At 63.2% G+C, this 25,989-nt stretch carries 23 protein-coding genes and 1 tRNA gene; 12 read left to right on the top strand and 12 right to left on the bottom strand.

The window, feature by feature from the left end; all coding sequences use genetic code 11:
- Positions 1–2: 2 nt before the first annotated feature.
- From ACXYMN_RS12215 to ACXYMN_RS12195, 5 genes are all read right to left on the bottom strand, one after another.
- Positions 3–1,379: an AAA family ATPase gene (locus ACXYMN_RS12215; RefSeq protein ID WP_459013954.1), complete on the bottom strand. Its 1,377-nt coding sequence runs from the start codon at positions 1,377–1,379 to the stop codon at positions 3–5.
- 10 nt (positions 1,380–1,389) lie between these two features.
- Positions 1,390–2,016, bottom strand: a complete 627-nt coding sequence (locus ACXYMN_RS12210) for a TadE/TadG family type IV pilus assembly protein (protein WP_459013953.1) — start codon at positions 2,014–2,016, stop codon at positions 1,390–1,392.
- A complete protein-coding gene (locus ACXYMN_RS12205) occupies positions 2,013–2,498 on the bottom strand; it encodes a TadE/TadG family type IV pilus assembly protein (protein WP_459013951.1) in 486 nt (161 codons plus the stop codon). Before ACXYMN_RS12205 ends, ACXYMN_RS12210 begins: the two co-directional genes overlap by 4 nt.
- Entirely contained in the window at positions 2,495–3,994 is a 1,500-nt protein-coding gene (locus ACXYMN_RS12200; RefSeq protein WP_459013950.1) for a pilus assembly protein TadG-related protein, read from the bottom strand. Before ACXYMN_RS12200 ends, ACXYMN_RS12205 begins: the two co-directional genes overlap by 4 nt.
- A 126-nt stretch (positions 3,995–4,120) precedes the next feature.
- On the bottom strand, positions 4,121–4,321 hold the full coding sequence (locus tag ACXYMN_RS12195; RefSeq protein WP_459013949.1) for a Flp family type IVb pilin: 201 nt from the start codon (positions 4,319–4,321) through the stop codon (positions 4,121–4,123).
- Positions 4,322–4,638: 317 nt separating this feature from the next.
- Between ACXYMN_RS12195 and ACXYMN_RS12190 the strand changes: the two genes are divergently transcribed.
- Positions 4,639–5,490, top strand: a complete 852-nt coding sequence (locus ACXYMN_RS12190; RefSeq protein ID WP_459013948.1) for a helix-turn-helix transcriptional regulator — start codon at positions 4,639–4,641, stop codon at positions 5,488–5,490.
- Positions 5,487–5,987, top strand: a complete 501-nt coding sequence (locus tag ACXYMN_RS12185) for an A24 family peptidase (protein WP_459013947.1) — start codon at positions 5,487–5,489, stop codon at positions 5,985–5,987. Before ACXYMN_RS12190 ends, ACXYMN_RS12185 begins: the two co-directional genes overlap by 4 nt.
- Here the strand turns inward: ACXYMN_RS12185 and ACXYMN_RS12180 are convergent.
- From ACXYMN_RS12180 to ACXYMN_RS12165, 4 genes are all read right to left on the bottom strand, one after another.
- Entirely contained in the window at positions 5,984–7,465 is a 1,482-nt protein-coding gene (locus tag ACXYMN_RS12180) for a carnitine 3-dehydrogenase (RefSeq protein ID WP_459013946.1), read from the bottom strand. The two genes, ACXYMN_RS12185 and ACXYMN_RS12180, sit on opposite strands and share 4 nt — an antisense overlap.
- Positions 7,462–8,373 (bottom strand): beta-keto acid cleavage family enzyme, encoded by a 912-nt coding sequence (locus ACXYMN_RS12175; protein WP_459013945.1) that lies wholly within the window; start codon positions 8,371–8,373, stop codon positions 7,462–7,464. The genes ACXYMN_RS12180 and ACXYMN_RS12175 overlap by 4 nt, the downstream gene beginning before the upstream one ends.
- Before the next feature lie 105 nt (positions 8,374–8,478).
- Positions 8,479–9,888 carry a sensor histidine kinase gene (locus ACXYMN_RS12170; RefSeq protein WP_459013944.1) on the bottom strand — a complete coding sequence of 470 codons (1,410 nt, stop codon included), beginning with the start codon at positions 9,886–9,888 and terminating at the stop codon, positions 8,479–8,481.
- Positions 9,881–10,552 carry a winged helix-turn-helix domain-containing protein gene (locus ACXYMN_RS12165; RefSeq protein ID WP_459013943.1) on the bottom strand — a complete coding sequence of 224 codons (672 nt, stop codon included), beginning with the start codon at positions 10,550–10,552 and terminating at the stop codon, positions 9,881–9,883. The genes ACXYMN_RS12170 and ACXYMN_RS12165 overlap by 8 nt, the downstream gene beginning before the upstream one ends.
- 246 nt (positions 10,553–10,798) lie before the next feature.
- On the opposite strand from ACXYMN_RS12165, the gene ACXYMN_RS12160 reads away from it, so the two are divergent.
- From ACXYMN_RS12160 to ACXYMN_RS12115, 10 genes are all read left to right on the top strand, one after another.
- Positions 10,799–11,830 (top strand): metallophosphoesterase family protein, encoded by a 1,032-nt coding sequence (locus ACXYMN_RS12160; RefSeq protein WP_459013942.1) that lies wholly within the window; start codon positions 10,799–10,801, stop codon positions 11,828–11,830.
- A gap of 240 nt (positions 11,831–12,070) precedes the next feature.
- Positions 12,071–12,760 (top strand): transglutaminase-like domain-containing protein, encoded by a 690-nt coding sequence (locus ACXYMN_RS12155; protein WP_459013941.1) that lies wholly within the window; start codon positions 12,071–12,073, stop codon positions 12,758–12,760.
- A 715-nt stretch (positions 12,761–13,475) separates the two neighbouring features.
- On the top strand, positions 13,476–14,606 hold the full coding sequence (locus ACXYMN_RS12150) for a branched-chain amino acid ABC transporter substrate-binding protein (RefSeq protein ID WP_459013939.1): 1,131 nt from the start codon (positions 13,476–13,478) through the stop codon (positions 14,604–14,606).
- A gap of 9 nt (positions 14,607–14,615) precedes the next feature.
- On the top strand, positions 14,616–17,894 hold the full coding sequence (locus tag ACXYMN_RS12145; RefSeq protein ID WP_459013938.1) for a response regulator: 3,279 nt from the start codon (positions 14,616–14,618) through the stop codon (positions 17,892–17,894).
- On the top strand, positions 17,891–18,247 hold the full coding sequence (locus ACXYMN_RS12140) for an Hpt domain-containing protein (RefSeq protein ID WP_459013937.1): 357 nt from the start codon (positions 17,891–17,893) through the stop codon (positions 18,245–18,247). Before ACXYMN_RS12145 ends, ACXYMN_RS12140 begins: the two co-directional genes overlap by 4 nt.
- Entirely contained in the window at positions 18,240–19,745 is a 1,506-nt protein-coding gene (locus ACXYMN_RS12135) for a response regulator (protein WP_459013935.1), read from the top strand. The genes ACXYMN_RS12140 and ACXYMN_RS12135 overlap by 8 nt, the downstream gene beginning before the upstream one ends.
- Positions 19,746–19,749: 4 nt before the next feature.
- Complete coding sequence (locus ACXYMN_RS12130) at positions 19,750–21,318, top strand: response regulator (RefSeq protein ID WP_459013934.1); 1,569 nt, start codon at positions 19,750–19,752, stop codon at positions 21,316–21,318.
- Positions 21,319–21,483: 165 nt separating this feature from the next.
- Positions 21,484–22,689, top strand: a complete 1,206-nt coding sequence (locus ACXYMN_RS12125; protein ID WP_459013932.1) for a bifunctional helix-turn-helix transcriptional regulator/alpha/beta hydrolase — start codon at positions 21,484–21,486, stop codon at positions 22,687–22,689.
- A gap of 132 nt (positions 22,690–22,821) precedes the next feature.
- On the top strand, positions 22,822–23,424 hold the full coding sequence (locus ACXYMN_RS12120; RefSeq protein WP_459013931.1) for a WYL domain-containing protein: 603 nt from the start codon (positions 22,822–22,824) through the stop codon (positions 23,422–23,424).
- Positions 23,425–23,446: 22 nt separating this feature from the next.
- Positions 23,447–24,112, top strand: a complete 666-nt coding sequence (locus ACXYMN_RS12115) for a hypothetical protein (RefSeq protein WP_459013930.1) — start codon at positions 23,447–23,449, stop codon at positions 24,110–24,112.
- 28 nt (positions 24,113–24,140) lie between these two features.
- Here ACXYMN_RS12115 and ACXYMN_RS12110 read toward each other — a convergent pair whose 3' ends face one another.
- From ACXYMN_RS12110 to ACXYMN_RS12100, 3 genes are all read right to left on the bottom strand, one after another.
- Positions 24,141–24,398: a hypothetical protein gene (locus ACXYMN_RS12110; RefSeq protein ID WP_459013929.1), complete on the bottom strand. Its 258-nt coding sequence runs from the start codon at positions 24,396–24,398 to the stop codon at positions 24,141–24,143.
- 162 nt (positions 24,399–24,560) lie between these two features.
- Positions 24,561–25,175 (bottom strand): YcbK family protein, encoded by a 615-nt coding sequence (locus ACXYMN_RS12105; protein WP_459013927.1) that lies wholly within the window; start codon positions 25,173–25,175, stop codon positions 24,561–24,563.
- A 662-nt stretch (positions 25,176–25,837) separates the two neighbouring features.
- Positions 25,838–25,927, bottom strand: a tRNA-Ser gene (locus ACXYMN_RS12100).
- Positions 25,928–25,989 lie beyond the last annotated feature (62 nt).

Below are 25,989 nucleotides of genomic sequence, written 5' to 3'. Positions count from 1 at the left end.
AATCAGCCCTTCTTCACTTCGGTGAACAGCGATTTGCGGAGCGCCGAGATCGCCTTGGCCGCGCCCGACCGCTTGGCCCCGACGCGCATCGGCACGCCCATGTCGACCGCCCGGCGCGCCGCGCGCGGCTCGTTCGGGATCCAGTGATCCAGCGTCCGTCCGATAAGGTGGGCGGCCTCCTTGTGGACCTGCGACGGGAACAGCGGGCGCTTCTCGAAGTTGATCACGGTGCGGATCGGCAGGGTCATGTGCTCTTCGCTGATCAGGTCGATCAGCCGACGCACGCGCTTGACCGACGGCACCGACATGTCGCTGACGATCAGCGCCCGCGACGCCTCGGCCAGGATCGGGCTGGTCCAGTCCAGCACCGCCTGCGGCAGATCGAGCACGATATGGTCGTAACGCGCCTTCAGCGCCGCGATCAGGTGGCTGACCATGGCGGGGGTCATGGCACTGAGCGGGGCGAAGACATCGGGGGCCGTCAGTACGTCGACGCCGCTGCTGTGGCGCACCATCGCCCGGTCCAGAAAGGCGCCCGTGGGCAGCGATCCGGCGCGGATCAGGGCGGTGGCTTCGGTGCTTTCGGCAAGATCGAGGGCAAGGCCGACGCTGCCGTTCTGCAGGTCGAGATCGACCAGCGCCACGCTGCCCGCCGCCGCCCCCGAGGCCAGATCCATGGCCAGGTTGACCGCGACCGTCGTGGCCCCGGCCCCGCCCCGGGCGCGCAGCACGACGGTCACGTCGCCCCCCGCCGCGGGCGCGTCCTCGGCCACGTCCTCGACCACATCCGCAGACTGCGGCGCGGTGGCCGCGTCCGGGTCGGGCGCGCAATGCGGCTCGGCTGGCTCTGCCGTGATCGCGGCGGGCTCGGACGGCGCTTCGGCCTTTGCTGCCACCGGCTCCGGCCCAGACACTGGCCCTGAATCCGGCACAGACGCAGGCGCTGAATCCGACGCGGGGGCCTCGGCCCCGATGCCGGATGCGGGCGCGCTCAGCACCAGAACCTCCGCGACGCCCGCCGCAAGATATTCTGCCTTCAGCGGATCGGCGACCGGCGTCGGGCTGACCGCGATGCAGGGCAGCGTGCCCCCGGTGCGTCCGTGCAGCCTGCGCACCGCCTCCAGATCGGCATCCATGTCGCAGCCAAGCTCGAAGACCACGAAGTTCAGCAGGTCCCAGTTCTGCCCGTCGGACCGGACCACTTCCGGAAATTCCGCGCAGACCGTGTGGCCCTGCACATTGGCATCCGACGCCATTTCCCGGCTCAGCGTATCCAGCAGCGCCTGCGACCGTGCGATGATCAGGATCTGCGCCAGTTCGGGCTCCGTCATGATCGCTTGCGCTGTCTGAAGTTCGATATCTTTTTGTGCAATGCTCATGGTCTTGATCCTATCTTAGGTCTTCCGAGGGCAGTGACGCGCTCATCCCGGCAAAGGTGAAGCTCTGCCCGAGTGTGGACCCCGATGTGCCGGCGGCGAAGTCGGCCAGCGCGCCCAACGGGGAAATGAAATCAAAGGTCAGATCGACGATCTCGACGGTGACGATCGGCGCATAGGGCGTGCCGACGCGGTTGAGGCTTTCGTCGAACGAATAGGAAAAGCGCAGGTTTTCCGGCGCGGCACCGGTCGGCATCATCGGGCTGACCTGCGCCCAGATCTCTGCCGCCGTGGGGTTGTCCAGCGTGCCGGTGCAGCTGACCGTGCCGTGGTCCTGGCACAGTCCGGTGCGGGCCGTGCAGGCGGTGCCGTTGCGCAGATCGAGCGACAGTTGCCCCACCAGCCCGCGATTGACCAGCGCGGGCACGTTGGGACAGGCGGCCGGGCGCACCGTGGCCATGCGCACCGCGCGTTCGGTGGCCTTGTCGGCAATGACATTGGCCAGACCCAGCCGGGCAAAATCGATCAGCCCGAACAGCAGGAACAGCAGTATCGGCACCACCACGGCGAACTCGATCAGGAAGGCCCCGTCTTCGCGCCGCGCGAAGCGACGGAGATATGTGTGCGCGGTGCGGATCATCGGCTCAGCACCCGCGCGCTGTCGCTGACGCTGGTGGTGACGGTCGGAAAGCTGCCGCCCACAAGCGCGATCATGCCCGCCAGAGGAAAGGTCATCTGCAGCGTCGCGGTCACGCTGGCCACGCCGACATCGCCGCCGCGATAGGACCCCGAGATGCACGCCAGCGACGCGCTGACATCGGTGATCGTCACCGATTGCGGGAACGGGCTGTCGCCGGACTGGCTGGTGCGCACGATCTCGCCCAGCCGGGTGTTCCATTCGTCGGTGCTGCGCCCGGCGCTGCACGAATCCGACGGCATCGCCCGCGACAGGTAGCGGGTGGCGTCCTGGACGCCCGCAACCGTGGTCTGGAACGCCCAGAACATCCGCGCGCCTTCGATCGACAGCCCGAGGAACATCAGCATCAGCGGCAGGATCAGCGCGAACTCGACGATCGCCGCCCCGCTCTGCGCGCGCCAGAATATGACGAGGTGACGGGTCATTCCACCAACCTCACCACGTCGTTGACTTCGGTCCCGAGGTTGCCTTCGCCGCAGCTGCCGCCGAGGCAGGCGGTGATCTCGACCTTCAGCTCGCCGCCGTCGCCGGGGCCGAGGTTGAAGACCTCGAAGAACTGCTGGACCGGCGCGGTCGAGACCCGGGCGTCGATATTCGCGGACAGACAATCGATCCCGGCCACGACCATCAGGCGGCGCGTGGGGTCAGGGTCGCTCTGCGGGGCGCAGTAATTCGGCTCGGCGGGGCTGCCGCCGCCCAGAAGGCCGCCCAGACCACCGGTCAGGCCGCCCAGCAACCCGCCCAGCGTCTCGTCCAGCGTCGACAGCAGCGAGTCCGGCGCCTCTACGCTGCCCGAAGCGGCCAGCTCTGCCAGATAGAACTCGAACCGGGTGTCGGCGTCGGGATGCGGATCGGTGCCGCCGTAATGCGCGTTGATATAGGCCAGTCGCCCATCGTCCCAGTTGCCATCGCCCTGGATGCTGCAACCGCCGCTTTCGACGCAATCGTCGGCGGGAAGGCTGGCGTCGTTGGCCGCCTCGCCCAGCGGCAGACACAGCCCGGCGGTGTCGGTCAGCCCCTGCAACACGCTGGGCGCGCCGGAAAAGTCCGGGTCGCCAAGCAGGCCGGTGGCGACGCCGGTGAACTGGCCGAAGCGGGTATTGATCGCGTTCAGCACCCCGGTCCCGTCAAGACTGGCCGACAGGCGCAGCCCGCCCTGCCCGGCGCAGGCCGATTCAGGCTCCCGCGCTGCCAAAAGGCAGGCATCGAGGCTGCCGCCCAGAAGGCCCGCGCACACGTTCAGACCGTCAAGCGAACCGGTCAGCGTGTCGACAAGGCCGATCTGCCCGGGCTGAAGCAGATCGAGGGTGATGTTGGTATCCAGTGTCAGCGTCTGGCCGATGCTGCTGCCCGCATCGAAATCGATCGTCGGCAGGCACACCGACACCGGTGCGACGTTGCAGGCTTCCAGCGAAAACCCGGCGGCGGCATAGGCACCGATGTCCGCATTGACGCTGTCATCGCCGCTATAGCGCCGGAACGCCGCCGAAAGACCCGCCAGAACCGACCGCTCGGCCAGTTGCACCGCAACATAGCGGGCGCTGTGCGGGTTGGTGGTGGCAAAGCCCGCATCACGGGTAAAACCGCCCGTCGCGTCCGGTCGGTAAAAGCTCAGGTCGACGATGTCCGCCGCGCCCAGCAGACGCGCACCCTGCGCAAAGGTCTGACGGTCGGCGATCAGGGAATTGGCGGCGGTGGTGGCGCGGCTGATCGCGTCGGCGCGTCCGTCCAGCTCGGCCGCGGCGGCCAGGCTGACCGAGTCCGCGAAATTCTGCAATTCGGCATGTGTGCTGGCCCTGCGGCCGTAATCCAGGATGAAGCCGACCATGCCCAGCATCAGCGCGAGCGTGACCGCACCCAGAAGCAGGATGCTTCCGTTTTCGTCGTCACGAAACCTTGTGATGACCGAACGAAGAGACACGCGGACACACCTTTTCTACGGGGTTAAGACTGCAAAGCCCAACGCGCCCAGGGGCCGCGTTGGGCGATGACTTGCACGAAGCGGAAGGGCCTGAGCGCTGGCGAACCGTTGCTCAGGCCAGCGCGCTTAGGTTCCGCCTTCTGCGGGGGCTTCGTCGAAGGCCGAGGACGCGGCGGTGACATTGCCCGAGACCTTGCCGCCAAGGGCGGTGAACCCGCCGACGCCGACAGCGGCGGCAACAGCCAGCGCAATGCCGTATTCCACGAGGGTTGCACCTTGTTCGCAGCTGCGAAGGCGTTGGAAGAGGGTCTGGATCTGGGTTTTCATGGTCGTTTTCCTGAATTGTGGCGCGAGGGGCCTGAAGGGATTGATCTGTTTCGCCTTGGGAAGGCTAGACTTGCGATAGATCAAATTTAGCCGAGTTTCGCGCCTCCGGCATCGTTCAGACGGATGAGCGAGCGGGGCCATATCAAGGCGTTTGCGCGAAGCTTTGGCCGCAAATGGGACCGGTCTGCCACAATTCCCGCGGACCCGCGTCGCAAAGAATGCAAGCGATCATAGGACGTTGACTTAACGTTGGCGCTGTTGATTGTCGGCTGGCATGTTAGGCCTGACCCACCCGTCGACCCCAAGGACCCACCCCAGTGCCCCACCGCAATCTCAAGGATCGCAGCCAGCAGACACCTTTCCCGGATGCGACCGACCTGCACTTCCGCCTCGCCCGCAGCTTCGATCTGATCAACAACTGGAACGCGGCGCTTTGCGGGCGCTACGACATGCGCGACGTTCTCGCGGTGATGATCCGGCAACTCGACGCCTGCAACATCGTGCTGTTCCGGTTCGACCATGACCGCCCGCTGCCGGTGTCGGCGGCCTGCCGGTCGATCGATGGCGCAAAGCCCGACATTGGCAGCGGCAGCTTGCTGCATCACGTGCGGCAGACCGATGCCGCGGCCCTCTTGCCCGGGGCGATCCTGCGGTTGAGCCGGTTGCGGGCGGAGCCGGGCTTTGCGCAGTCGCGGGCCGGGCGCGAATGGGACGCCCGCCCGGACATTGCCGAATGCCACCTGATCGTGCTGGGCGTGGCCGATCACACCGTTGATGCGCTCGAGGTGGCGTATCGCACCCCCCACACCAGCGTGCCCGAATTGCCCGACGTGCTGATCTCTGCGGCGATGGCCCATGCCTGGGAAAACCGCGCCACCGGCCTGATCTCGCGGCAGATCCGGGAATTTTCGCGCGGTCGGACCGCGCCTGTCCTGCCGGGCGGTGCCGACCTTCTCGGGCCGCACAATCCCGCCGGGCTGAGCCGGGCGGAACAGCGCGTCTGTCAGGTTCTGGCCGGGGGTGACAGCGCCCGGGACATTGCCGAAACGCTGGACCTCTCGGTCTCGACGATCCGCACGCATCTGCGCAACATCTATGCCAAGACCGGCACCGACGGGCAGAAACGCCTGATCGCCCTGATCAACGAAACAAGGGGCCGGACCGAGTGACCGGCCTGCCCGCGATTTCGGTGGCATGGCTCGTGGTGCCGCTGCTGGTCGCGGTGATCCTGTATGACATGCGGTTCATGCGCATTCCCAACTGGCTGGTCACGCTGTTTGTCATCGTGGCGCTGGTCAGCCTGCCGGGATCGGTCGGCTGGAGCGAACTGGCCTGGCGTCTCGTTGCCGCCGTTGCGGTGTTCGCGGCCAGCCTGCTGCTTTTCGCGCGCCGCCTGATGGGGGGCGGCGACGTGAAGCTGATGACCGCGCTGACCCTGCTGATCCCGGTGGACGCGCTGGCGCTGTTCGCGGTGATCCTGTCGCTGTCGATCTTCGCCTCGGTGGCGGCACTCTACCTGACACGGCGCGGCGCGGGCACCCGCCCGACCCGGTGGCGGGCGATCTCGGACCGGACCGGCTTTCCGCTGGGCCTTGCCATCGGGCTTGCCGGGATCGTCTTTGTGCTGTTCGGCCCGGCACTGATGCGAATGATCGCGGGCGCCTAGGGCGCGCGTTGCGACTGGCCCACGCGCCGCCCCGCGCCCTGCGGAACAGCCAACCCGGCATGGGCGCGCCGGACAGTCTCCAGCGCCCGCGCGACGGCGCTTTCGGGCTCACTGCTGCGGCGCGCGGCCAGATCCATGTGCAACAGCAGCGTCTCGACCGTCGCGGCCAGCGTGGCGCCCTGCCAGAGCCGGTGAAACAGGTGCATCTTCCTGCCCTGTCCCGCCAGCACCTGCGTCGTCACGCGCAGCCGCTGGCCCGCCGTGACCTCGGCAAGGTAACGCACATGGCTTTCCACGGTGAAATAACTGCGCCCGCTTGCGACATAGGCCGCATCCGCGCCAATCATCTCCATGAAGCGATCCGTCGCCTGCGAAGCAACCTCGAGGTAATGCGTCTCGTTCATGTGGCCGTTGTAATCGGTCCAGGTCACCGGCACCTGCCGCGTGACCGTGACCGGCAGCGCCGTATCCCCGACCGCATCCCCGGGTGCGTCCTCGGGCGCGGGACCGGGGCGCGCGGGACCGGTCAGGCGCGCCTCATGCGCGGTCAGAACGACCCCCGCGCCAGAGCCGGACGCGCGCAGACTGCGCATGATGCCGACAAGGTTGTCGTCGCGCAGACGCTCGAGCGCACGGATCGACATCGCCCCCGACTGCGCATCGGACTGCGCGGCGATCCGCGCCACCAGGGAGTCGTCCAGATCGGGCACATCCATCAGCTTGGTCCAGGGCCATGTCAGGCACGGGCCGAATTGCGCCAGAAAATGCGTCATCCCGGCCTCGCCACCGGCGATGCGATAGGTCTCGAAGAGGCCCATCTGCGCCCATCTGAGCCCGAACCCCATGCGGATCGCGTCGTCTATCTCACCGGTGGTGGCGATGCCGTCCCTGACCAGCCACAGCGCCTCGCGCCAGACCGCCTCGAGCAGACGATCGGCGATATGGGCGTCGATCTCCTTGCGGACGACCAACGGGCACATGCCGATGTCGCGCAGGATGTCGGCGGCGGGCCCGGTGCGTGCCGCGTCGCCCACCAACTCCACCAGCGGCAGCAGATAGACCGGGTTGAACGGATGGGCGACGATGGCCCGCGCGCCCCCGGCGTTCAGCTCGGACGGCTTGAAGCCCGATGTCGAGGACCCGATCACCGCCCCGTCCGGTGCCGCGGCGCAGATCGCACCCAGCACCCGGTGCTTGAGGTCGAGCCGCTCGGGTACGCTTTCCTGTACCCAGTCGGCCCCCGCCAGCGCCTCGGCCATATCGCTGTGAACGCCAAGCCGCCCTTCCCCGGGCAACGCCACGTCATAGAGCGCGGGCAGGCTGCGGCGGGCATTGGCGATCACCTCATCGACCTTGCGCGCGGCCTCGGGGTCCGGATCGAACAGCGCCACATCCCAGCCATTGAGCAAAAAGCGCGCGGCCCAGCCGCCGCCGATGACGCCGCCGCCGACAATTGTCGCCTTGCGCGCGGCGGTCATGTCGGATCCCGTTTCACCAGGCCCAGCCGTTCGCGCACGGCTTCGGGGCCGATGACGCGCGCGCCCATCCCCTCAACGATGCCGACCGCCCGTTCCACAAGCTGCGCATTGGTAGCCAGCACGCCCCTGTCGAGAAACAGGTTATCCTCCAGCCCGACGCGCACATGGCCACCTGCCAGCACCGATGCTGCCACATAGGGCATCTGGTCGCGACCCAGCGAAAAGGCCGACCAGGTCCAGTCGGGCGGCACGTTGTTGACCATCGCCATGAAGGTGTTGAGGTCGTTCGGCGCGCCCCATGGCACCCCCATGCACAGCTGCACCAGCGCCGGGGAAGTCAGGACGCCCTCGCGCACCAGTTCGCGGGCGAACCACAGATGACCGGTGTCGAAGGCCTCGATCTCGGGCCGCACGCCAAGGTCTGTCATCATTTGACCCATGGCGCGCAGCATGCCGGGGGTGTTGGTCATGACGTAATCGGCTTCCGAAAAGTTCATCGTGCCGCAATCGAGCGTGCAGATCTCGGGCAGGCATTGCGCCACATGGGCCATCCGTTCGGCAGCACCGATCATGTCGGTCGCCGCCGCGTTGACCGGCAGCGGTGCCTCGGTCGACCCAAAGACCATGTCGCCGCCCATCCCCGCCGTGAGGTTCAGCACCACATCGACATCGGCTTCGCGAATGCGCTGGGTCACCTCGCGGTACAGATCGAGCCTGCGCGACGGCGCGCCGGTGTCCGGGTCGCGCACATGGCAATGGACGATGGCGGCACCCGCCCTGGCCGCGTCGATTGCGCTGGCGGCGATCTCTGCGGGGCTGCGCGGCACGTGGCGGGACTTGTCCTGCGTGCCGCCTGACCCGGTGACGGCGCAGGTGATGAAGACGTCTCGGTTCATGGTCAAGGGCATGGGCTCTCCGCGTGTTCGGGGCAGGACCGGGCGCGGTCGCGGCGGTTTGGTCCGCGACGCGCGCGACCGGCACCGCGCGCGCCTACCTTACGCCGCAGACACGGGCTAAAGGCAAGCCGTCCCCCCGGCACCGGCCCCGGCGCGACCACGGAAACGGATCTCGAAGACGGTGCCGGGCGCGTTGTCGGACACGCTGACCGATGCATCGTGCATGTCGGCGATTGCCTTGACCAGCGCCAGACCAAGGCCGTTTCCGGGGCTGTTCCTGCTTTTCTCGCCCCGAAAGAACCGCTGGAAGATGCGCTCTCGATCCTTGTCGGGAATGCCCGGCCCGCTGTCCGCGACCCGCAGGATGATGCCCGAAGCGGTGGCCCGGCCGGCAATCTCGACGGTTGTGTCCGGGGGGCAATGCTTGATCGCGTTCTCGACCAGGTTCGACAGCATCTGCGTCAGCAGCCCTCGGTCGCCGAACACCTCAAGCGGGGTCGTCGGCACATCCGTGGTCAGCACCACCCCTTCGTCTTCGGCGGCAGGGTCGAACACCTCCGCGACATTGGCGATGATCCGCGCCAGATCGGTCGGCTCGAACCTTTCGCGCCGGTTTCCGGCCTCGATCTGGGCAATGCGCAGAAGCGCGTTGAAGGTCGCGATGATATCTTCGGTCTGCTCCAGGCTCGCGGCCACGTCATCGGGCCGGATCTCGGGGCTGTTCAACAGGGTCTCAAGACGTTGCCGCAGGTGCTGAAGCGGCGTCCGCATGTCGTGGGCGATATCGTTCGAGATCTGTTCCTGACTTTCAAGCAGACGCCGGATCTGGTCGAGCATCGCGTTGATATCGCCGGACACTCGCGCCAGATCGTCCTGCGCGCGCGCCGCTGTGGGAACCCGCGCGGCAAGATCGCCCGACGAGACGCGCGCCAAGGTGTTGGATATCGCGGTGATCCGCTGCTCGGTGATGCGCCCGACCCGCACCCCGAAGATCAGCCCCAGCACGATCACCGCCAGATACCCGACAAGCAGCGAAAGCCCCAGCGCCTCCAGTATCTCTGCTACCATGTGGTCGCCCGACCCCTGGACAAGCACATAGGGCCCGATCCGGTCGACCCGCATCCAGTAGCCCTCGACCTCGTCATGGGCGCCCCCCGTGGTCTCGATATCCTCTGCCGACAGGAAATCCGGCGGAGGTTCGACAAACGCGGTCAACAGGTTTCCCGACACCATGTCGCCTTCGGGCGTGGCGAGCTGGAAGATCCGGGTATTCTCGAAGCTGACCTCGGCCAGCGCGCCGACCCGGTCGATCAGGGCGTCCGGGCCATCGTCGCGGAAGATTGCCGAAAGCGTCCTGGCGTCGCCTCGCATCTGGTCCAGCACCCAGTCGCGGACCTCGTACTGGGTGGACCAGTAGGCCACCGCAAAGACCAGCGCCGACAGGACCGCGTAGAGAAACGAGTATTGCAGCGACAGCCTGTTCGAGGTCCGCAGGAACGACGGCCAGCGGTGGCGCGGATCAGCCATGAAGGCTGTATCCCGTCCCGCGGATCGTATGGATGAGCGGCCTGTCGAACGGCTTGTCGATCTTGTTGCGCAACCGGCTGATATGGGTTTCCACGACGTTGGTGTTCGGATCGAAGTGAAAGTCCCAGACCGCTTCCAGCAACATGGTGCGGGTGACGACCCGGTCGGCATTTTTCATCAGGTAGATCAGAAGGCGAAACTCGCGGGGTTGCAAGGCGATGTCTTCCTCGGCGCGGCGCACCGAATGACGGATCAGATCGATCTCCAGATCGGCAACCTGCAATCGCGTCTCCTCGGCCTGTATGGGGGGCCTGCGCGCAAGCGCGGTCAGGCGCGCGGACAGTTCGGAAAAGGCAAAGGGCTTCACCAGATAATCGTCGGCCCCCGCTTCCAGACCGTCCACCCGGTCGTTCAGCCCGCCAAGCGCGCTGAGAAACAGGATCGGCGTGGCGACGTTGGCGCCGCGCACCGACTTGATCAACGTCAGCCCGTCCAGCCCCGGCAGCATCCGGTCGAAGACCATGACATCGAAATCCTCGTCCAGCGCGTCGAGAAAGCCCTGCCTGCCGTCGGTGGCATGTTTCGTGACATGCCCCAGCGCTTTCAGGCTTGAGCAGATATACTCGGCCGTCTCGCGATCATCCTCTACCACAAGCACCCGCATACGCGCCAAACTCCTTCGGTTGACGCAGAAATACCGAAGTTCGGACAGGCCCACCATCATCGAATTGTTAACGATCGGTATAGAAACGGCGGCCGTCCACCGACAGCGACATGGGCCAGCGCCCCCGAAACCCGGGCGCGGCGCGGCCCCCGCGCGGTCCGGACACGCGGACATTACCGATCCGTAAGCTTCCGGCAAGGCGTCCAACAGCGCGGCAGATCTACGGCTCTCCCAAAGGAGAGCATGATGAAAAAGACACTATTGCGCACCCTGCTGGCAGTGACGTCGATCCTCGTTCTGGTCGCGGCAACGGAAGGCCAGATCCTGTCGTTGGCAACATCGGGCGTCCGCACCTTGAGCGATCCGGAACCCTCCGACCTCTACGACGGCTATCGGGTTCACAGGTTGGATACGGGCCCCGAGTTTTCGGTTCTGGCCGCCGGAGACATCGCCGAATGCGAGAATGGCAACGCGCTGCAACGCACGGCCAGCAATCTTCGGTTTTCCGTGGGTCTCGCCCGGTCCGACGCCATTCCCAACGACGGCATGGTCGAGACGACGCGCATTCTCGACCGCTATCCCGACGCCTGGGTTCTTGCCCTGGGCGATCTGACCTACAATCGCGGCGAACCGATTGGCTTTGAGGATTGCTACCATCCCTATTGGGGCACCGCGAAGCTTCGGACATGGCCGGTCCCCGGCAACCATGAATACCTGTCCACCAATGCATACGGTTATTTCGACTATTGGCGGGACCGGGCCGGACCGGACCGAGCGGGATACTACGCGCTGCTGGCCGGAAACTGGCTGGTTCTGTCCCTGAACAGCGAAGTCGACGCGTCGCCCGGGTCGGCGCAGGCCAACTGGCTCGGGGCGGTGGTTGCCGAACACCCCGACAGCTGCATCGCGGCCTTCTATCACAGACCGGCATATTCGACCGTGACGCGCAGCGGGTTCGAAAACGCCCGGCACCTCTTCGGCTTGCTGGCCGATCAGGGGGCGCGTCTGGTCCTGAACGGGCATAATCACTTCTACGAACGCACCCGACCGCTGGACGCGACAGGCACGCCTTCCGATTCGGGCACAGTGACCTTCGTCGTCGGCGCAGGGGGGAAATCGACGTCGAAAAAAATCGTACCCGCCGACGTCTCGGAGCGGCTGATCACCGGCACCACCGGGGTCTTGAAGCTGGATTTCACGGCAGAGGCGGTCGCATGGTCCTATCTGACCGGGACCAGCCCTGCAGAAACCGATGGCGGCACCCTTCCCTGCCGTTAACCCCGACGGCAGGCGGCGTCCGCCGCCGTCCTGTCCGATCCGCGTTTTGTTGCAGCGACGGCCTGGCGGGCAAAGTCGGCTCGCGCGACCGTCTGACAGCTGGCATCCAGCCTCGACCGCGACAGGTGCGCCATGCGCGCCGGCCCTCGGTGTGCTCTTTGACACACGATGGTGGGACGCCGCAAAGTGACCGTTGACGTGCGTCATTGTCGCGGATGCCGGATTTGATAGCATGCGCCCATGACCCAATTTGCTGACCACGATCATCCGGCCATCAAAGAGTTGGCGGATACGTTGACCCGATCCGAGACAACGCCGCGCGCCAAGCTCGACCGGATTTTCCATTACGTGCGCGACGATATCCGATTTGGATTCCCTGTGGATGGCGACTTCATGAAAGCGTCAGACACGATCCGACTTGGGTATGGTCAGTGCAACACCAAGGCGACGCTGCTGCTTGCCCTTTGCAGGGCAGCGGGCATACCGGCGCGCATCCATTTTTCGCTGATTTCAAAAGACATTCAAAAAGGCTTTTTCAGAGGGCTGGCATATTGGTTGATGCCGAAAGAGATTTCGCATTCGTGGATCGAAGTCGAGATCGACGGACGCTGGCGGCGCATTGACACCTTTATCAATGATCGGACGTTGTTCGATGCGGCCAAGGCAAAGGTCAGGAAATTGGGCTGGTCAGTGGGCTATTCCGTTGCGCTGAAGGATGGAGAGGCCAGTGCCGAGTTGAACCTCGACGACGAGGCCTATCAGCAAATGGCTGCGGTAACCGATGACCACGGCATTTGGGATGATCCGTCGGACTATTACGCAAGCGAGAGTTACAGAAACAAGCCCGACGGTTTTCGAATGTGGGTCTACCGCCACCTGATCGGCGGAATAAACCGCCGCGTCGAGACCCTGCGCCGTGAACATGTCTGACCGAAAACCCTATTCGGGAAAGCCCTTGATAAAGGGTTGGAGCAGCGATGAATCAGTCTTTGGGTCCGGATCGGTGCAGGACAGCCAAGCCCGCATCTCGGTCTATGGTGCGCGCTGCGGCAATTGACCGGTCCGGGATCCGGTGACCGCAGCCGCGGACGCGGACGCGATGTCGCCTCATCCGGGTATGGCCCGTAAACCCCGCTCGATCACGCCGCCCTCGGATGTCTCTGACCGTTGCGGCAACACTCGCCCCCGCCGCAACAGCGGCGCAACCCGGATTTCCCGCCCCTGAACCTGCGCCGCCTCATGAATGCGCCACTCACCGGGCAAATTGCGGATGGACCGACACGCCGTGCATCGGGCGAGCAGTTCGAACTGTTCGAATGACTCGACCGGCCGATGCGTAGGATGCAGCGCTTTTTTCCGCCCAGCGCCGCCGCGCGTCGGTTTTCGGTGTTACCTCAGGTCAGGGCCTTTTCGCGGCGGCGTCGGCGCGTTCAGCTGGACTGCAGCAGGATTTATGCGGGTGGTGGCCAGTAAAACTGCGAATAATTGGGGCGCGTATCCCATATGGGGTATGGACGCGTGGGCCGACCTTCGGTCCAATTAGGGGCCGCGAACAACGTGCGGACTCGGTCTGCGAAGGCTGCGACGTTGGGCTTGGCCTTTCGAAGGCCAATACAGCTCTTGCTCATTAGAACTGGAGGTGTGCATGCACAGTTTATTCACGACGCTTGCCAGATCCATGCTGTTCCTTCCAATGGCCCTTGCCCTTGGATCCATTGGAAATGGCGCCGCAGCAGATACGATCATAGGTATCGCGGGGCCATTGACAGGAGACGTCGCGTCGAACGGCGAACAAAACGACCTGGGCGCTCAAAGAGCGATTTTCGATCTGAACGAAGCGGGTGGCGTTCTGGGCGAACCAGTGGAGTTCATATCCGTTGACGACGCCTGTGACGCCGGTCAGACGGTTGCAGCCGCCAAGCGATTGATCGCTGCAAAGGTGGATGTGGTGATCGGTCACCTGTGTTCGCGCAGTTCGATCATAGCAAGTGAACTCTATGACGCAGCGGACATCGTCATGATTTCGCCATCGTCGACGAACCCGGCGGTGACTGATTCCGGGCGGGAAAACGTGTTTCGCACCATCGGCCGGGACGACGCGCAGGCTGCGGTGGCGGCAAAATTCATTCTCGAGAACTTTGGCGACCGCCGCATTGCACTGCTGCACGACGGAAACACCTATGGAAAGGGGTTGGTCGAAGGGGTCAGGGCCGAACTGAACGCGGCGGGAAAGCAGGAGGTGTTGTTTGCCGCCCTTGAAGCCGACCAGACAAGCTATGTGACAATCATCGAGGAAGTCGTCGCCGCCGAAGCGGATCTTGTCTACCTGGTCAGCAACGCCGTCAACGATTTCGCTCTGTTCACCAGGCAACTCAAGGAGGTGGTGCCAACGGCGGTGCTGATTTCCGCCGACGCGATGGCGTCGGAAGGATTCTTGCTGATTGCCGGAGAGGCCGCCACCGGGACATTTTTTACCTTCAGTCCCGATGCCCGGCTGTTGCCACGCGCCGCAGATGTCGTGGCAAGCTTCCGGGACGAAGAAGCCTATGAGCCAGAAGGCACCACGCTTTCCGCTTATGCGGCTGTCCAGGCCTGGGCCCAGGCCGTCGAGGCGGCCGGCAGCACACTGACGCCTGACGTGATCGCCGCCTTGCGATCCGGGACCTTCGACACGGTCATTGGCGATATCGGCTTCGATGCGAAAGGCGATGTGACCGGTGTCGACAACTTCGTCATGTATGTCTGGAAAGCGTCCGGCTACGCGCAAATCGAATAGCGTTTTGAAATGGCCCCGAGCGCATCAGCAACAGGTTTTGGTCGCGTTCGCCGGGTTTTGTCCAGCGTCAGAACCCGGTTGATGGTGGCCTTCCTGGCCGTCAGTTTCTTTGCAATCGCGGCGGCGGCCCTTGGGATGCTGTCGCTTGCGCGCGTGGATTCGTCGTTGCGCGTGGTGACCGATGTTCGCATTCCCGAAACCCTGACGCTGACCGATGTTGCACGGCAAACGCAGCAGGTGCTGCGGGCCGCGCCCGCCTTGCTGATCGTCAGCGACGAGGAACAGCGCAGTGCGACTTCGGCCATCGTTCTGGAGGAAGCCAATCATCTGAAACAATTGATTTCTCAGGTCAACGCTGTAGAGCCCCGCACGTTCTTTGAGCCCTTCCATGCAAATCTGCTGGACCTTGATGCGCTCGTCAAATTGCGGCTCGCGACAACCAATCAACGCAAGGACGTCAACAGCCGGATGATCAAGGCCGCTGACGTCGCGACGCGGCTGGTATCGGCTGCCGAACGTATTCTGGGCGGCCAGCTGAGCGAATGGCATTCGAGCGATGCCGCCAACGCCGACCAACTGACGGACAGGCAGATTGAGTTGTCCCGGGACATCATCGGAATTCTGCCGCAGATCGACTTGCTGACAAAGATCGGGGATCTGAAATCGGCGCTGCAACGGATATCCGAAGCGACATCGGAAGAAGAGATCGACGTGCTGGCCTTTGGGCTGGACCGTGCCATTCTCGATGCCGAAGCCGTTGTCGATGTCGTGCCGGTCCGCGCGCGATCACGGCTCTTGCGGCAAGTGGAGATCCTCAAAAAGCTGAGCGGCGGTAGCGACGGGCTGACCGCGCTTAGAAAGCAGGAGCTGCGCCTGATCCGTGATGCCGAACGCGCGCTCGAGATCAACGCGAGCCTGTCGATCCAGTTGAGTGAAAGCGTCAATCGACTGGTCGCGACGGCCAAGGCCGAGATTGAACAGGCCAAGTCGGAAGCAACCACCGTGACCGATCGCAACACGGTCATTCTGCAGGGAATGGGGGCGGCCAGTGTCATCGTGTCGGTTCTGGTCGGGTGGCTATACGTCAGTCGCAACCTGATTGCCCGTCTGGTGGGTCTGTCACGAAGCATGCTGTCCATTGCCGATGGCAAACTGGACGTAGACCTGCCCGAAGCCACGAACGCGGATGAAATCGGTCAGATGGCATCGGCGCTCAGGGTATTTCGCGACACGGCGGTGAAGGTTCAACGGTCAAACCTGTTCGAGATCCAGACGGCGCGGCAACGTCTGCAAGAGGCCATCGGCAGCCTGTCACAAGGTTTTGCGCTGTTCGATCAGGACGGCGGGCTGCTGATATGCAACGCACGGTACCGCGAGATCATGCTGGGCAATCCCCGGCTCATCAGCGAAGGGACATCGTTCGAGTGGATCGTTGCCACCGCCGCGCAGTCGGGAAGGTTTCTCTCGGCGCGGGGCGATCCGGACACCTGGGCGCGCGAGATGCTGACGAAATTCCGGTCTGGCGCGGACACGTCGAACGAACAGTTCGACACCGATCAATGGGCGCAGGTGACCATTCGTGACACCAGGGAGGTCGGCACTGTTGTGGTCCTGTCCGACATCACCGAAGTGCAACGCATCTCCGACGAACTGCTGCAGGCGAAGGACGAGGCTGAAGCGGCAAATGAGGCGAAAAGCACCTTCCTGGCGTCGATGAGCCACGAGATCCGGACCCCGATGAACGGCATCATGGGAATGTCGAACCTGCTCAAGGGCACGAAGCTGAACGCGGAACAACGTGATTACGCGTCGACCATAAGCGAAGCCGCCGAAACGCTGTTGACGATCATCAACGACATTCTGGATTTCTCCAAGGTCGAAGCGGGCGCGATGGACCTCGAAAAGGCGCCCATCGACCTTGTCGAGACAATCGAAAGCGCCGTGGACCTGATGGCACCGAAAGCGCGGGAGCAGCGCATCGTGCTGGCCTGTCGGCTGTCGCCGCGTGCCCCCGCAGCGATTCTCGGTGACAGCGTCCGACTGAAACAGGTTCTCCTCAACCTTCTGAACAATGCCATCAAGTTCACCGAACAAGGCGAGGTCGAGCTTTCCGTCGAAAGGCTCGACTTTCCGAAAAACGAAAACTGGCTTCAGATCACCGTGCGCGATACCGGGATCGGTATCCCCGAAGACCGGATGGACCGATTGTTCAAGTCGTTCAGCCAGGTCGATGCCTCGACCACGCGGCGCTTTGGGGGCACCGGGCTGGGACTGGCGATTACGCAGCGGTTGGTCGCCTTGATGGGGGGCACCATCGACGTCACAAGCACCGCGAATGTGGGATCCGTGTTTACCATCAATCTGCCCTACGAAACTGCGACCCTGCCGGTGTCGCGTCCCGTCGACGAGATGCTTGCGCTGATCAAGCATCGTCGCATCCTGATCGTGGATGACAACCAGACAAATCTGACGATCCTGGCGGAGCGACTGCTGAGTTGGGACCTGACCCCGGAAATGGTCAATCATCCCGACAAGGCGCTGGACTTGTTGCGCGACGGGCATGGCTTCGACGCCATCATCACCGACTTCAAGATGCCGGGCCGCACGGGGCTGCACATGGCCCTCGACATGCGTCAGGAGTTCGGTGATCGGGCTCCGCCGATGATCCTGTACAGTTCCGTCTCGCTGTTGGATGCGGCCATGCGGGCCAAGTTCGAGAGCGCGGGCTTCAAGGCGCATTTGATGAAGCCTGCGAAGACACAGCAACTGCTGAATGCCCTGATCAAGGTCCTGCGGCCCGACGCGGATGTTCCGAAAACGCCGGAGGAGACGGCGTCGCACGTCTGGGCTGCGGCAGATGATGCAGAAAAACTGGATATTCTGTTGGTTGATGACAACGCGATCAATCGCAAGATCGGCGCCAAGATCATGAATCGCCTCGGACTTGACGTTAAGGTCGTCAATAGCGGCGCCGAGGCGCTGACGGCCTGTGCGGACCAGACCTTCAATGTCGTATTCATGGATATTGAAATGCCCGACATGGATGGCGTCACGGCCACCGCGAAGTTGCGCGACAGCCTTGCCGACCAGGTCCAGCCCTACATCGTTGCACTGACCGCAAACGCGATGGTGTCCGACCGCGAAAGCTATCTGCAATCGGGCATGGATGATTACCTGAGCAAACCCATCGACATCAAGAACCTCACCGACTGCCTGCATCGCGCCCATGCCTTTGTGCAGAGTCGGTCGATTTCCCTGTCCCCCGAAGTTGGAGCGACAAAGTCATGACCGAGGCACTCGACCTTTCCGCATTGCGAAACCTGAAACAGATGATCGGCGGCGATCCCGATGATTTGTCCGAGCTGATCGGGGACTTTGTCGCGACCTTGCCGGTTCAGGTGCAACAGATGCGCGAGAATGGCGAAAACGGCGATCTGGTGGCCCTCAGGATTGCCGCGCATAGCTGCAAATCGAACTCCCGCGACCTGGGTGCACTGTATCTTTCGCAGCTGTGCGCCCGGCTGGAAACCGAATGCGCCTCGGGCAACGTGACGAATTTTCCCGCACAACTCAGCCAGATTTCGGATGCCGCGGATACCGCCCTGTCCAACCTTGCCGCGCTTGATATCTCTGATGTCTGAGACCCGGTCCGCGCGAATACTGATCGTCGATGACAACCTCATCAAACGCAAGAAGATGCGGCTGGCGGTTGAAAACCTGGGATACCACTGTGAAACGGCCGAGGACGGGGCCGCCGGCCTGCGCACCATGCAGACAGGCGCGTTTGACGCAGTGCTTCTCGACATGTTGATGCCCGTGATGGACGGGTTCGAAGTACTCGAAACAATGATGTCCGACGACACGCTGCGCGATCTGCCGGTCATCGTCGTCTCTGACCTCGAAGGCGACACGAAGAGTGTGTCCGCCGCGATCGAAATGGGGGCAGAGGATTTCCTGCCGAAGAACTTCGACCCCGTGATCTTGAATGCACGCCTCAAGGCCTGCCTGCGGAAGAAGCAGTTCCGCGATCAGGAACTTGAATATTTTCGCCGGATCAATGCCTTGACCGATGCGGCCGAGCGGGTCGAGGCGGGCCGTTTCGACGCAGTCAGTCTGAACCTGGCCGAAGAGGCACGGAACAAGGATCCGATAGGCCGTCTGGCTCTGGTCTTTCATGGCATGGCCAGCGAGATCCATTCCCGCGAGGTCAAACTGCTGCGCCGCATCCAGACGTTGCAATGCAGTTTCATCCTGCTGATCTGCGGAGCGGGGGCCGGGTTGCTTCCGTCCCTGTCGCGCATGTCCGCGGGACTGGGCGCGAATCCGATCGGCATGGCCGTCTGGGTCGATGTGGCGGCGGCCGTCCTGTGCGGAATCGTGATCCTGTTCCGGGGCGGATTTCCAAGGCTGTCTCGCGGCGACGTGGCCTTTTTCATCGTCTGGGCCTTTGTCGTCGGCATCCTGCAGCATATCTCCATCTTTGTCTTTGCGGGCCATGTTGAGGCCACCTTCCTGACGCTGGTGTTGGCCCTGGAGGGGGTGATCGTCTTTTGCTTTGCCGCCGTCATGCGGCTCGAAAGGGCCGCGCCGCGACGGGTGGTTGGCCTGTTGGTCGGATTGGTCGGCGTCGGGGTCGGCCTGAATCAAAGGATGAATGGCGCAGGGATCGAGGCAAACATCTGGCTGTTCGCCGCGCTGTTGGCCCCGCTGCTGTATGCCTTTGAAACCATCGCCGTCGCCGCCAGGCGCCCGGACCATGTGGATCCGGTCTGTGCTGTCGGTATCATGTTCGGGTTCTCGGCGGTGATGGCCGCGGCCCTGAGTGTCACGACCGGCAACTTCATCGCGCCGGCGGCTTTGGCATCGCCCCTTGGGGGCCTCATCGCGATGCTGGCCCTTGTCACGGTGGTCGTGAATGTCAGCTTCTTCATCTTGCTCAAGCTTGGCGGCGGGGTGTTTACCAGCCAGAAAGCCTATGTCACGGCAATTGCCGGTGTGCTTTGGGGCATTCTTTTGTTGGGCGAGACCATGTCGCTGCTGGCATGGGCAGCCATCGCACTGGTCTTGATCGGGATGTACCTGGTGGAATCCAAGGCTTCGGACGGGCCGATCACGATCAAGCGCAAGTTTGAAGTCTGATGCCATGAACCCAGGCCGACCCGACCCAAAGGTCCTTGTCGTCGATGACACGGCTTTTAACCGCAAGAAACTGAAAGTGGCCTTGGCGGCCATCGGGTGTGATGCTGTCCTGGCCGAGAACGGTCAGGTGGCCCTGGATCTGATGCGCACCACAGGGTTCGATCTGGTCCTGCTGGACATCGTCATGCCGGTCAAGGACGGCTTCGAGGTGCTGCGCGAGGTGCGCGAGACCCCTGCCCTTGCCGAGGTACCGATCCTTGTCATCTCCTCGCTCGATCAGACCGACAGGATTGCCCTGGCGCTGGAGCTTGGCGCCATCGATTTTCTGCCGAAAATCGTCGCGCCGCAGATCTTCAAGGCGCGGGTTCTGGGCGCGATCGAGAAAAAGCAGCTGCGCGACTTCGAACTGTCATATTTCCAGGATGTGGGGCGGCTTACGGCTGCCGCCAACCTGATCCGCGCCGGTCAGACAGATCCCAAGACCCTGGACCTGGAAGCGGTCGCCCATAGGGGTGATGCGCTGGGAAATCTGGCACAGGTGTTCAGCGACCTTGCGGCATCGGTCTACCGGCGCGAAGTGGTGGCGCGACAACGGATCAATCTGCTGCAGGGTTGCCTGTTGCTGCTGATCATGGGGCTTAGCTGGGGGGCGGTTCCGGCATTGTCGAAGATCCTGATCGGCCCGACGGCGCTGAACCCGCTGGGTACAGCGGCCTGGGTCGCAGTTGTGACGGTTTTCGCGGTGGCCTGCGGTCTGGCCGCTCAGGGCATGCGTCCCCGGGCCACGCGATCCAAGGTCCGGTTCGGGCTGATCGCCGGTCTGTTTGCGGGCGTGTTGCCGCAAGTGGCCTTGTTCTGGGTGTCGAACCACGTTCCCGGTGTGGTGATTTCAAGCGCTTTGGCGCTTGAGTCGGTATTCGTCTTTTCAATCGCCGCAGCCATGCGGATCGAAAAGCCAAGTGCGGTCCGGCTGACGGGTCTTCTCTTTGGCCTGACGGCGGTGCTGCTGGTCATGTTCGGCACCGAGCGGACAGAGGATCTGGGCCCGCCGCTCTGGGTTCTGGCGGCGCTGATCGTGCCGCTCAGCTATGCCGTCGAGAGCATCCTCGTTGCGTCGATGCCCGAGGACCCCGCAACGTCTCCGTTCGAGCTGCTGTTCTTCATGATGTTCGGCTCTGCCTTTTGGGGATGGACGAGCGCCGTGTTGACCGGGTCAGTCCTGAGCCCGCTGTCGGCGGATCGATCTACCATCGCCCTGATCGCGACAATCGGGCTGATTTCTGCGGTCTCGAACGGATGCTACGTGTTTGCGATCCGAAAGATGGGCGCGGTCTTTGCCAGCCAGTACGTCTACGTCGCCACGATCCTGGGCGTCGGCTGGAGCATCCTGTTGCTGAACGAACGGCTGACCCTTTGGCTGTGCGCGGCATTGGGCTGCGTCATCTTCGGCATATTCATGGTGCGGCCCAAGGACACCCTGCAGTCGGAGCCCCCGGGCGCGCCGCCGGCGGACCCGGCGCCCGCGACGCCCGCCGCGATCGGTTCCGTCTGGGCAGACAGGACCGTGCGATGATGGACCGAGCGCTGACCCAATGCGCCGCAAAGCGCCGCCGCGATGGACGAAAGGCGCGGATTGCACTAGCTTTCTGCCAGATCTTCCCATTGTGGCGCATGGGCGCCTGCCGGATCGCTACCCGGCGGGGCGGAGCCAGTGACTCGACATGAGGGGGCCGCGACAGTGAGCAATCGGGAAAGCAGCGTTCCGCGGGTCGGCCGAGATCTGATTATCGACCGCATTTACGACGTCGCGCTGGAACCCGCGTTGCTGGACGATTTCATCGAGCTTTGGCACGACACCGATCTGTCGGCGCATTTTGCCGAAGGCGGCGCGGAAACGCCTGACGGAGAGGGCGACGCCTATCGGTCACATCTGGAACGTGCGCAAGGCATCATGCAGCTTGGTGAAAGCGCCCGCATCGATCTGGCGGAATATCTGCGCCCCTACAACAATCTTGCGGCCTTCGTGGTCGACAGATCGCTGTGGGTAAAAGCGACAAACCCGGGGGCGCAACAGGCCTTTGGGGCGACGACCGGAACAAGCCTGCATCAGCTGACCCTGCCGCCAGAACTGCGCGCAGCGCTGATCGGAACGATTCAGGAGATGATGCAGATCCAGGATGGGACGGAAAAGATCCTCAAGACGGACACCGCCACCAAGGGCAGCGCCATTCTCTTTCGCGTCATTCCGCTTGCGGACCGGGCAGAAGACGGGCCGCTTGCGCTTGTCGTGTCCACGCATTTTCATTGGCGCAAGGCTATCGGCGCCCTGCTGGGCGGCGTCTTCCAATTGACCGAGGCGGAACAGGACATCGTCCGGATGCTCGTCGCGGGTCAGGACACGAAATCCGTTGCCACGGATCGCGCGACCAGCGAAGGCACGGTGCGCGCGCAGATCAAATCCATCACGTCCAAGATGAACCTGCGATCCCAGACCGACATCGTGCGCTTTACCATGGCGCTCGGAGAATTCCCGAAAGGCGCCGAGGGCGAGAAAGAGAACGTCATCCTCGCGACCCCAACGGTGTCGGGAAACTGGCTGGAGGCGGAAGTCTGGAAACCGTTCCAGTCGCTGGCTCTGCCGGATGGCCGAAGGATGACTTATCACGACATGGGGCCACCCAACGGCAATCCGGCCGTTTTTTCCCACATGGGGTCCTGCATGGTGCGCTGGCCTCGTTCGATGCTGCGCCTTGCATTCGAGCTGGATTTGCGGGTGATCTGCCCGGTCCGGGCGGGGTACGGCCACAGCGATGGCCTGATCGCCACGGCCAACCCGATCAAGACCGCCAGCGAGGACACCGCTTTTTTGCTGGACAGCCTTGAGATTCAACGACTGCCTTATGTCGCGCAGGGATCCGATTTTCCCTTTGCCGTGGATCTTTAGGTCAGACGTCCCGGTCTGATCTCCGAGTTGCTGGGGTTCGGTGCCCGCCCCTGTTTGCCCGGCGGATTGCAGGTGAATGGCTCAGGGCGTTGGCAGAGATTTTTCCTGGCGAGTGCGCGACATGCCCCGCATATGGTGCAATTCGCCTCAAAGGCAGTGATGGCGATGTGCAAACAGATCGGCCCCGACGCCATGCTGCGCAAGTTGTGCAAGGAATCCCCCGCCGACCTCGCGCTTCTCGAAATCGAGGAAATGAACGAGGTTCAGGGCGCTGCGCCGCGTGTGATCGAGCCGCATGGCATGCTGCTGGGGCACCGCAGCTATCTCGTCGCACGCCAACCCTCGCGTGGAGAAGACATCCTGAACTTCCGCATGGATCGGATTCATGAAGCGGAGGTTCTGAACGAGAGCTTTCAGCTGGCCTCGGGTTTCTCCCTGGAGACCTATGCCGCTCAGGCGTTTGGTGTCTATCAAGACCCCGAACAATACGGCGAAGTCGTGTGGCGCTTTTCACCGGAAGCCGCTGAGCGTGCCGCCGAATTCCGTTTTCACCCGACCCAAGTTGTCGAGCCTCAGGACGATGGCAGCCTGATCGTCAGGTTCAAGGCGGCGGGCTGGCTGGAAATGGCATGGCACCTTTATCAATGGGGCGACACGGTGGAGGTGTTGGCGCCTGCGGGCTTGCGCGAATTGATTGCGGGCCACCAGAGGTCGGATTTCGACGCTCTGCCATGACGATATCGAACGGGAATTAAATATGAAAAACGGTCTTGATCATGCAGCCCTGAAAGCAAAACAACGCGCCATTCGCGAAGGTTTCCCCGAAACCATGGGGCTGCGCGCCCATCGCGCCATCAGTTGGATCGGTCGTGCCGAAGCCTGTGGCGAGGATGATGACGCGCGCTTCATTTTCCTGTGGATCGCATTCAACGCGGCCTATGCCGACGAGCAGGAGTTTCAGGCGGTCGCCCCGGGAGAACGCGCTGCTTTCGTCGAGTACTTTGGTCGGCTCGTGGCGCTTGATCAAGACCACCGCATCTACAAGGCGCTGTGGCAGCAGTTTTCTGGTCCTGTTCGGATGCTCATGGAAAATCGGTACGTCTTCAATCCTTTCTGGCAATACCACAATGGGATTGACGGGTTTGAGGATTGGGAGGATCGCTTCAAGACCTCAGCCCGCTCCTTTGCGCAGTCCTTCCAGGCCGGTGACACCGCACGCGTCCTGAGCTTCGTATTCGACCGGCTGTATGTTCTGCGCAATCAGCTCGTTCATGGCGGGTCGACCTGGAACAGCGGTGTGAACCGGGCGCAGGTTCGGGACGGCGCTGAGATCCTTGGGTTTCTGATGCCTGTATTCATCAACATCATGATGGACAACCCAAGTGAAAATTGGGGTAAACCGTTTTATCCCGTCGTCGAATAGGTCCGAAACTGACTAAGCTGATCACGTTTCAAGTGGATATGCACACCCGAGCCTGGTCCCTCATAGCAGCATAGTCCGCCATCATCTCGACAACGGCCGATCCGTCCGGCAGCATCGCCATTTCCCCGGCCGCCCGTGCCTGAAACTCCCTGCTGTATTCCACGACCGGCGGACATGCCGCCACGCCGACTGCTTCAAAACCCGCCGTCGCGCAGCCGGTCAACCAGCTCGCCCCGACCAAGAGGACGGCGAGCCGCAGCCTCCAGCATCCGACGTTGAATTTCATTGGCCTTCTCCCTGGTTTCAAGGCGTTCCGCCAGGCGACCGACGCGCTCACCGGTCCGGCGGATCGACTAAAGGAACAGGATGATGGCGAGGGCGATCGCACCGTAGTGCAGTGCGGCCCTCGCCCATGGAGTGGCGGCGATCCCGCCGAGAATGCTGGCGATCATCTCTGCCCCCGGCGCCAGTCATCAAGGCGCGCATAGATCGTGACCGCAATGCCAACCATCGCAACCGCAATGAACACCCAGCGAAGCGTGTCGAGATACGGGACGAGCGGAAGGATGGCCGTTTGGGTTTCGGTCAGGACGTTCTGCGCAACTTCGACCCCGGCCGCGCCCAATGTCGCGACACCGGCCGCCCCGCCACCTTTCATGGTTCGGCTCTGGGCCAGAACCTCCCGCGCGGGGGGCGTTTCCTCGGCGAAGGCCGTCGCCCGTACCGGGAAGCGTTCACCCCACTGTCGCGACGGGCCGAGGTCGACATGCATGAACCCTGAGCGCGGATAGAAGCCGAACCCAAGAAACCCCACTGCTCGTGCCGCCGCCTCGAAGGCCACCGGGACATGGTTTGTCATGGCGATGTCGAAGGCGGCGCCTTCCATGTGCTTTGAGCGTGTAGCGCCGCCGACGGCGCGGTTGTGCTCCGGGCTGCGATAGGCGGAGCGGACGATCAGTGGCTTGCCCAGCCGGTCGCGCAGCGCCTGCAGCTTGTCGAGCGCGGGCTCGTTGATCAGCAGTTTGCCGGTGCCGCGTGGGCTCCCTCTCTGCAGCGAATGCACCTCGGCCGTCCAACTCCTTAAGCGCGACGTGGAAGCCACCCAGCCCAGCGAAGAGGTCGACAAAATGGAATGCCTCTTCACTGGTTCCCATATTTTAGCCCCCTCCGTCTCTGCCTGATTGGGCGAGATTTCTCATCATTTGCTCAATAATCTACATAGCCCCACTTCATGTTGTATGTCCAACGGTCTGTTGATCAAAACGCAGACTTGACCACGTGAGATGCGGACAAAGATGTTTTTCTGGTTTCACGGCACGAGGCCAAGGCTTCCACGATACGCCGTTTTCAACTCGGTAGACTACTGGTCTAACGAAGGTTTGGAATCCGCGCTTACTTCTGATGCGGTGGAGTAGAAAATCCCGGCAACTTGATCGGCGCCGCCTGGTCAGTAAGTAGCGAACGTTCGATTTCGATTTCTTCTTGCCGAACGCCACCGACGTCGAAGTGCTCAGGTCATGGCTCCAGAAAATGCTTTATTGTCAGGGCTCTGAAAGAAATTCACCAAATGGGTGCAGTCATGAGGTTCGGAGAAAAGCCCGCCGAGAGAACGGGTTCTGCGCCGATTGCGGGCAAGGTGGTGTTCAGCCTGTTCGGCAAACCCCTTTGAAAACACGGTAAAATCCGGCCGCAGCCGGATCGGGAGAACGCTTTCGCGAAGGCAAGTGGCGGAGCGGAAGGGATTCGAACCCTCGAGACGGTCTCCCGCCTACACACTTTCCAGGCGTGCGCCTTCGACCACTCGGCCACCGCTCCGCGGACGCGTTTAGCGGAAAGGCGTGGCGGGGTGCAAGGGGCAGCGCCGTGGAAAATCGGCG

Source organism: Roseivivax sp. CAU 1753 (assembly GCF_054482575.1).
The sequence above is the reverse complement of the archived record's forward strand: the minus strand, read 5'-3'. Positions and strand labels throughout refer to the sequence as shown.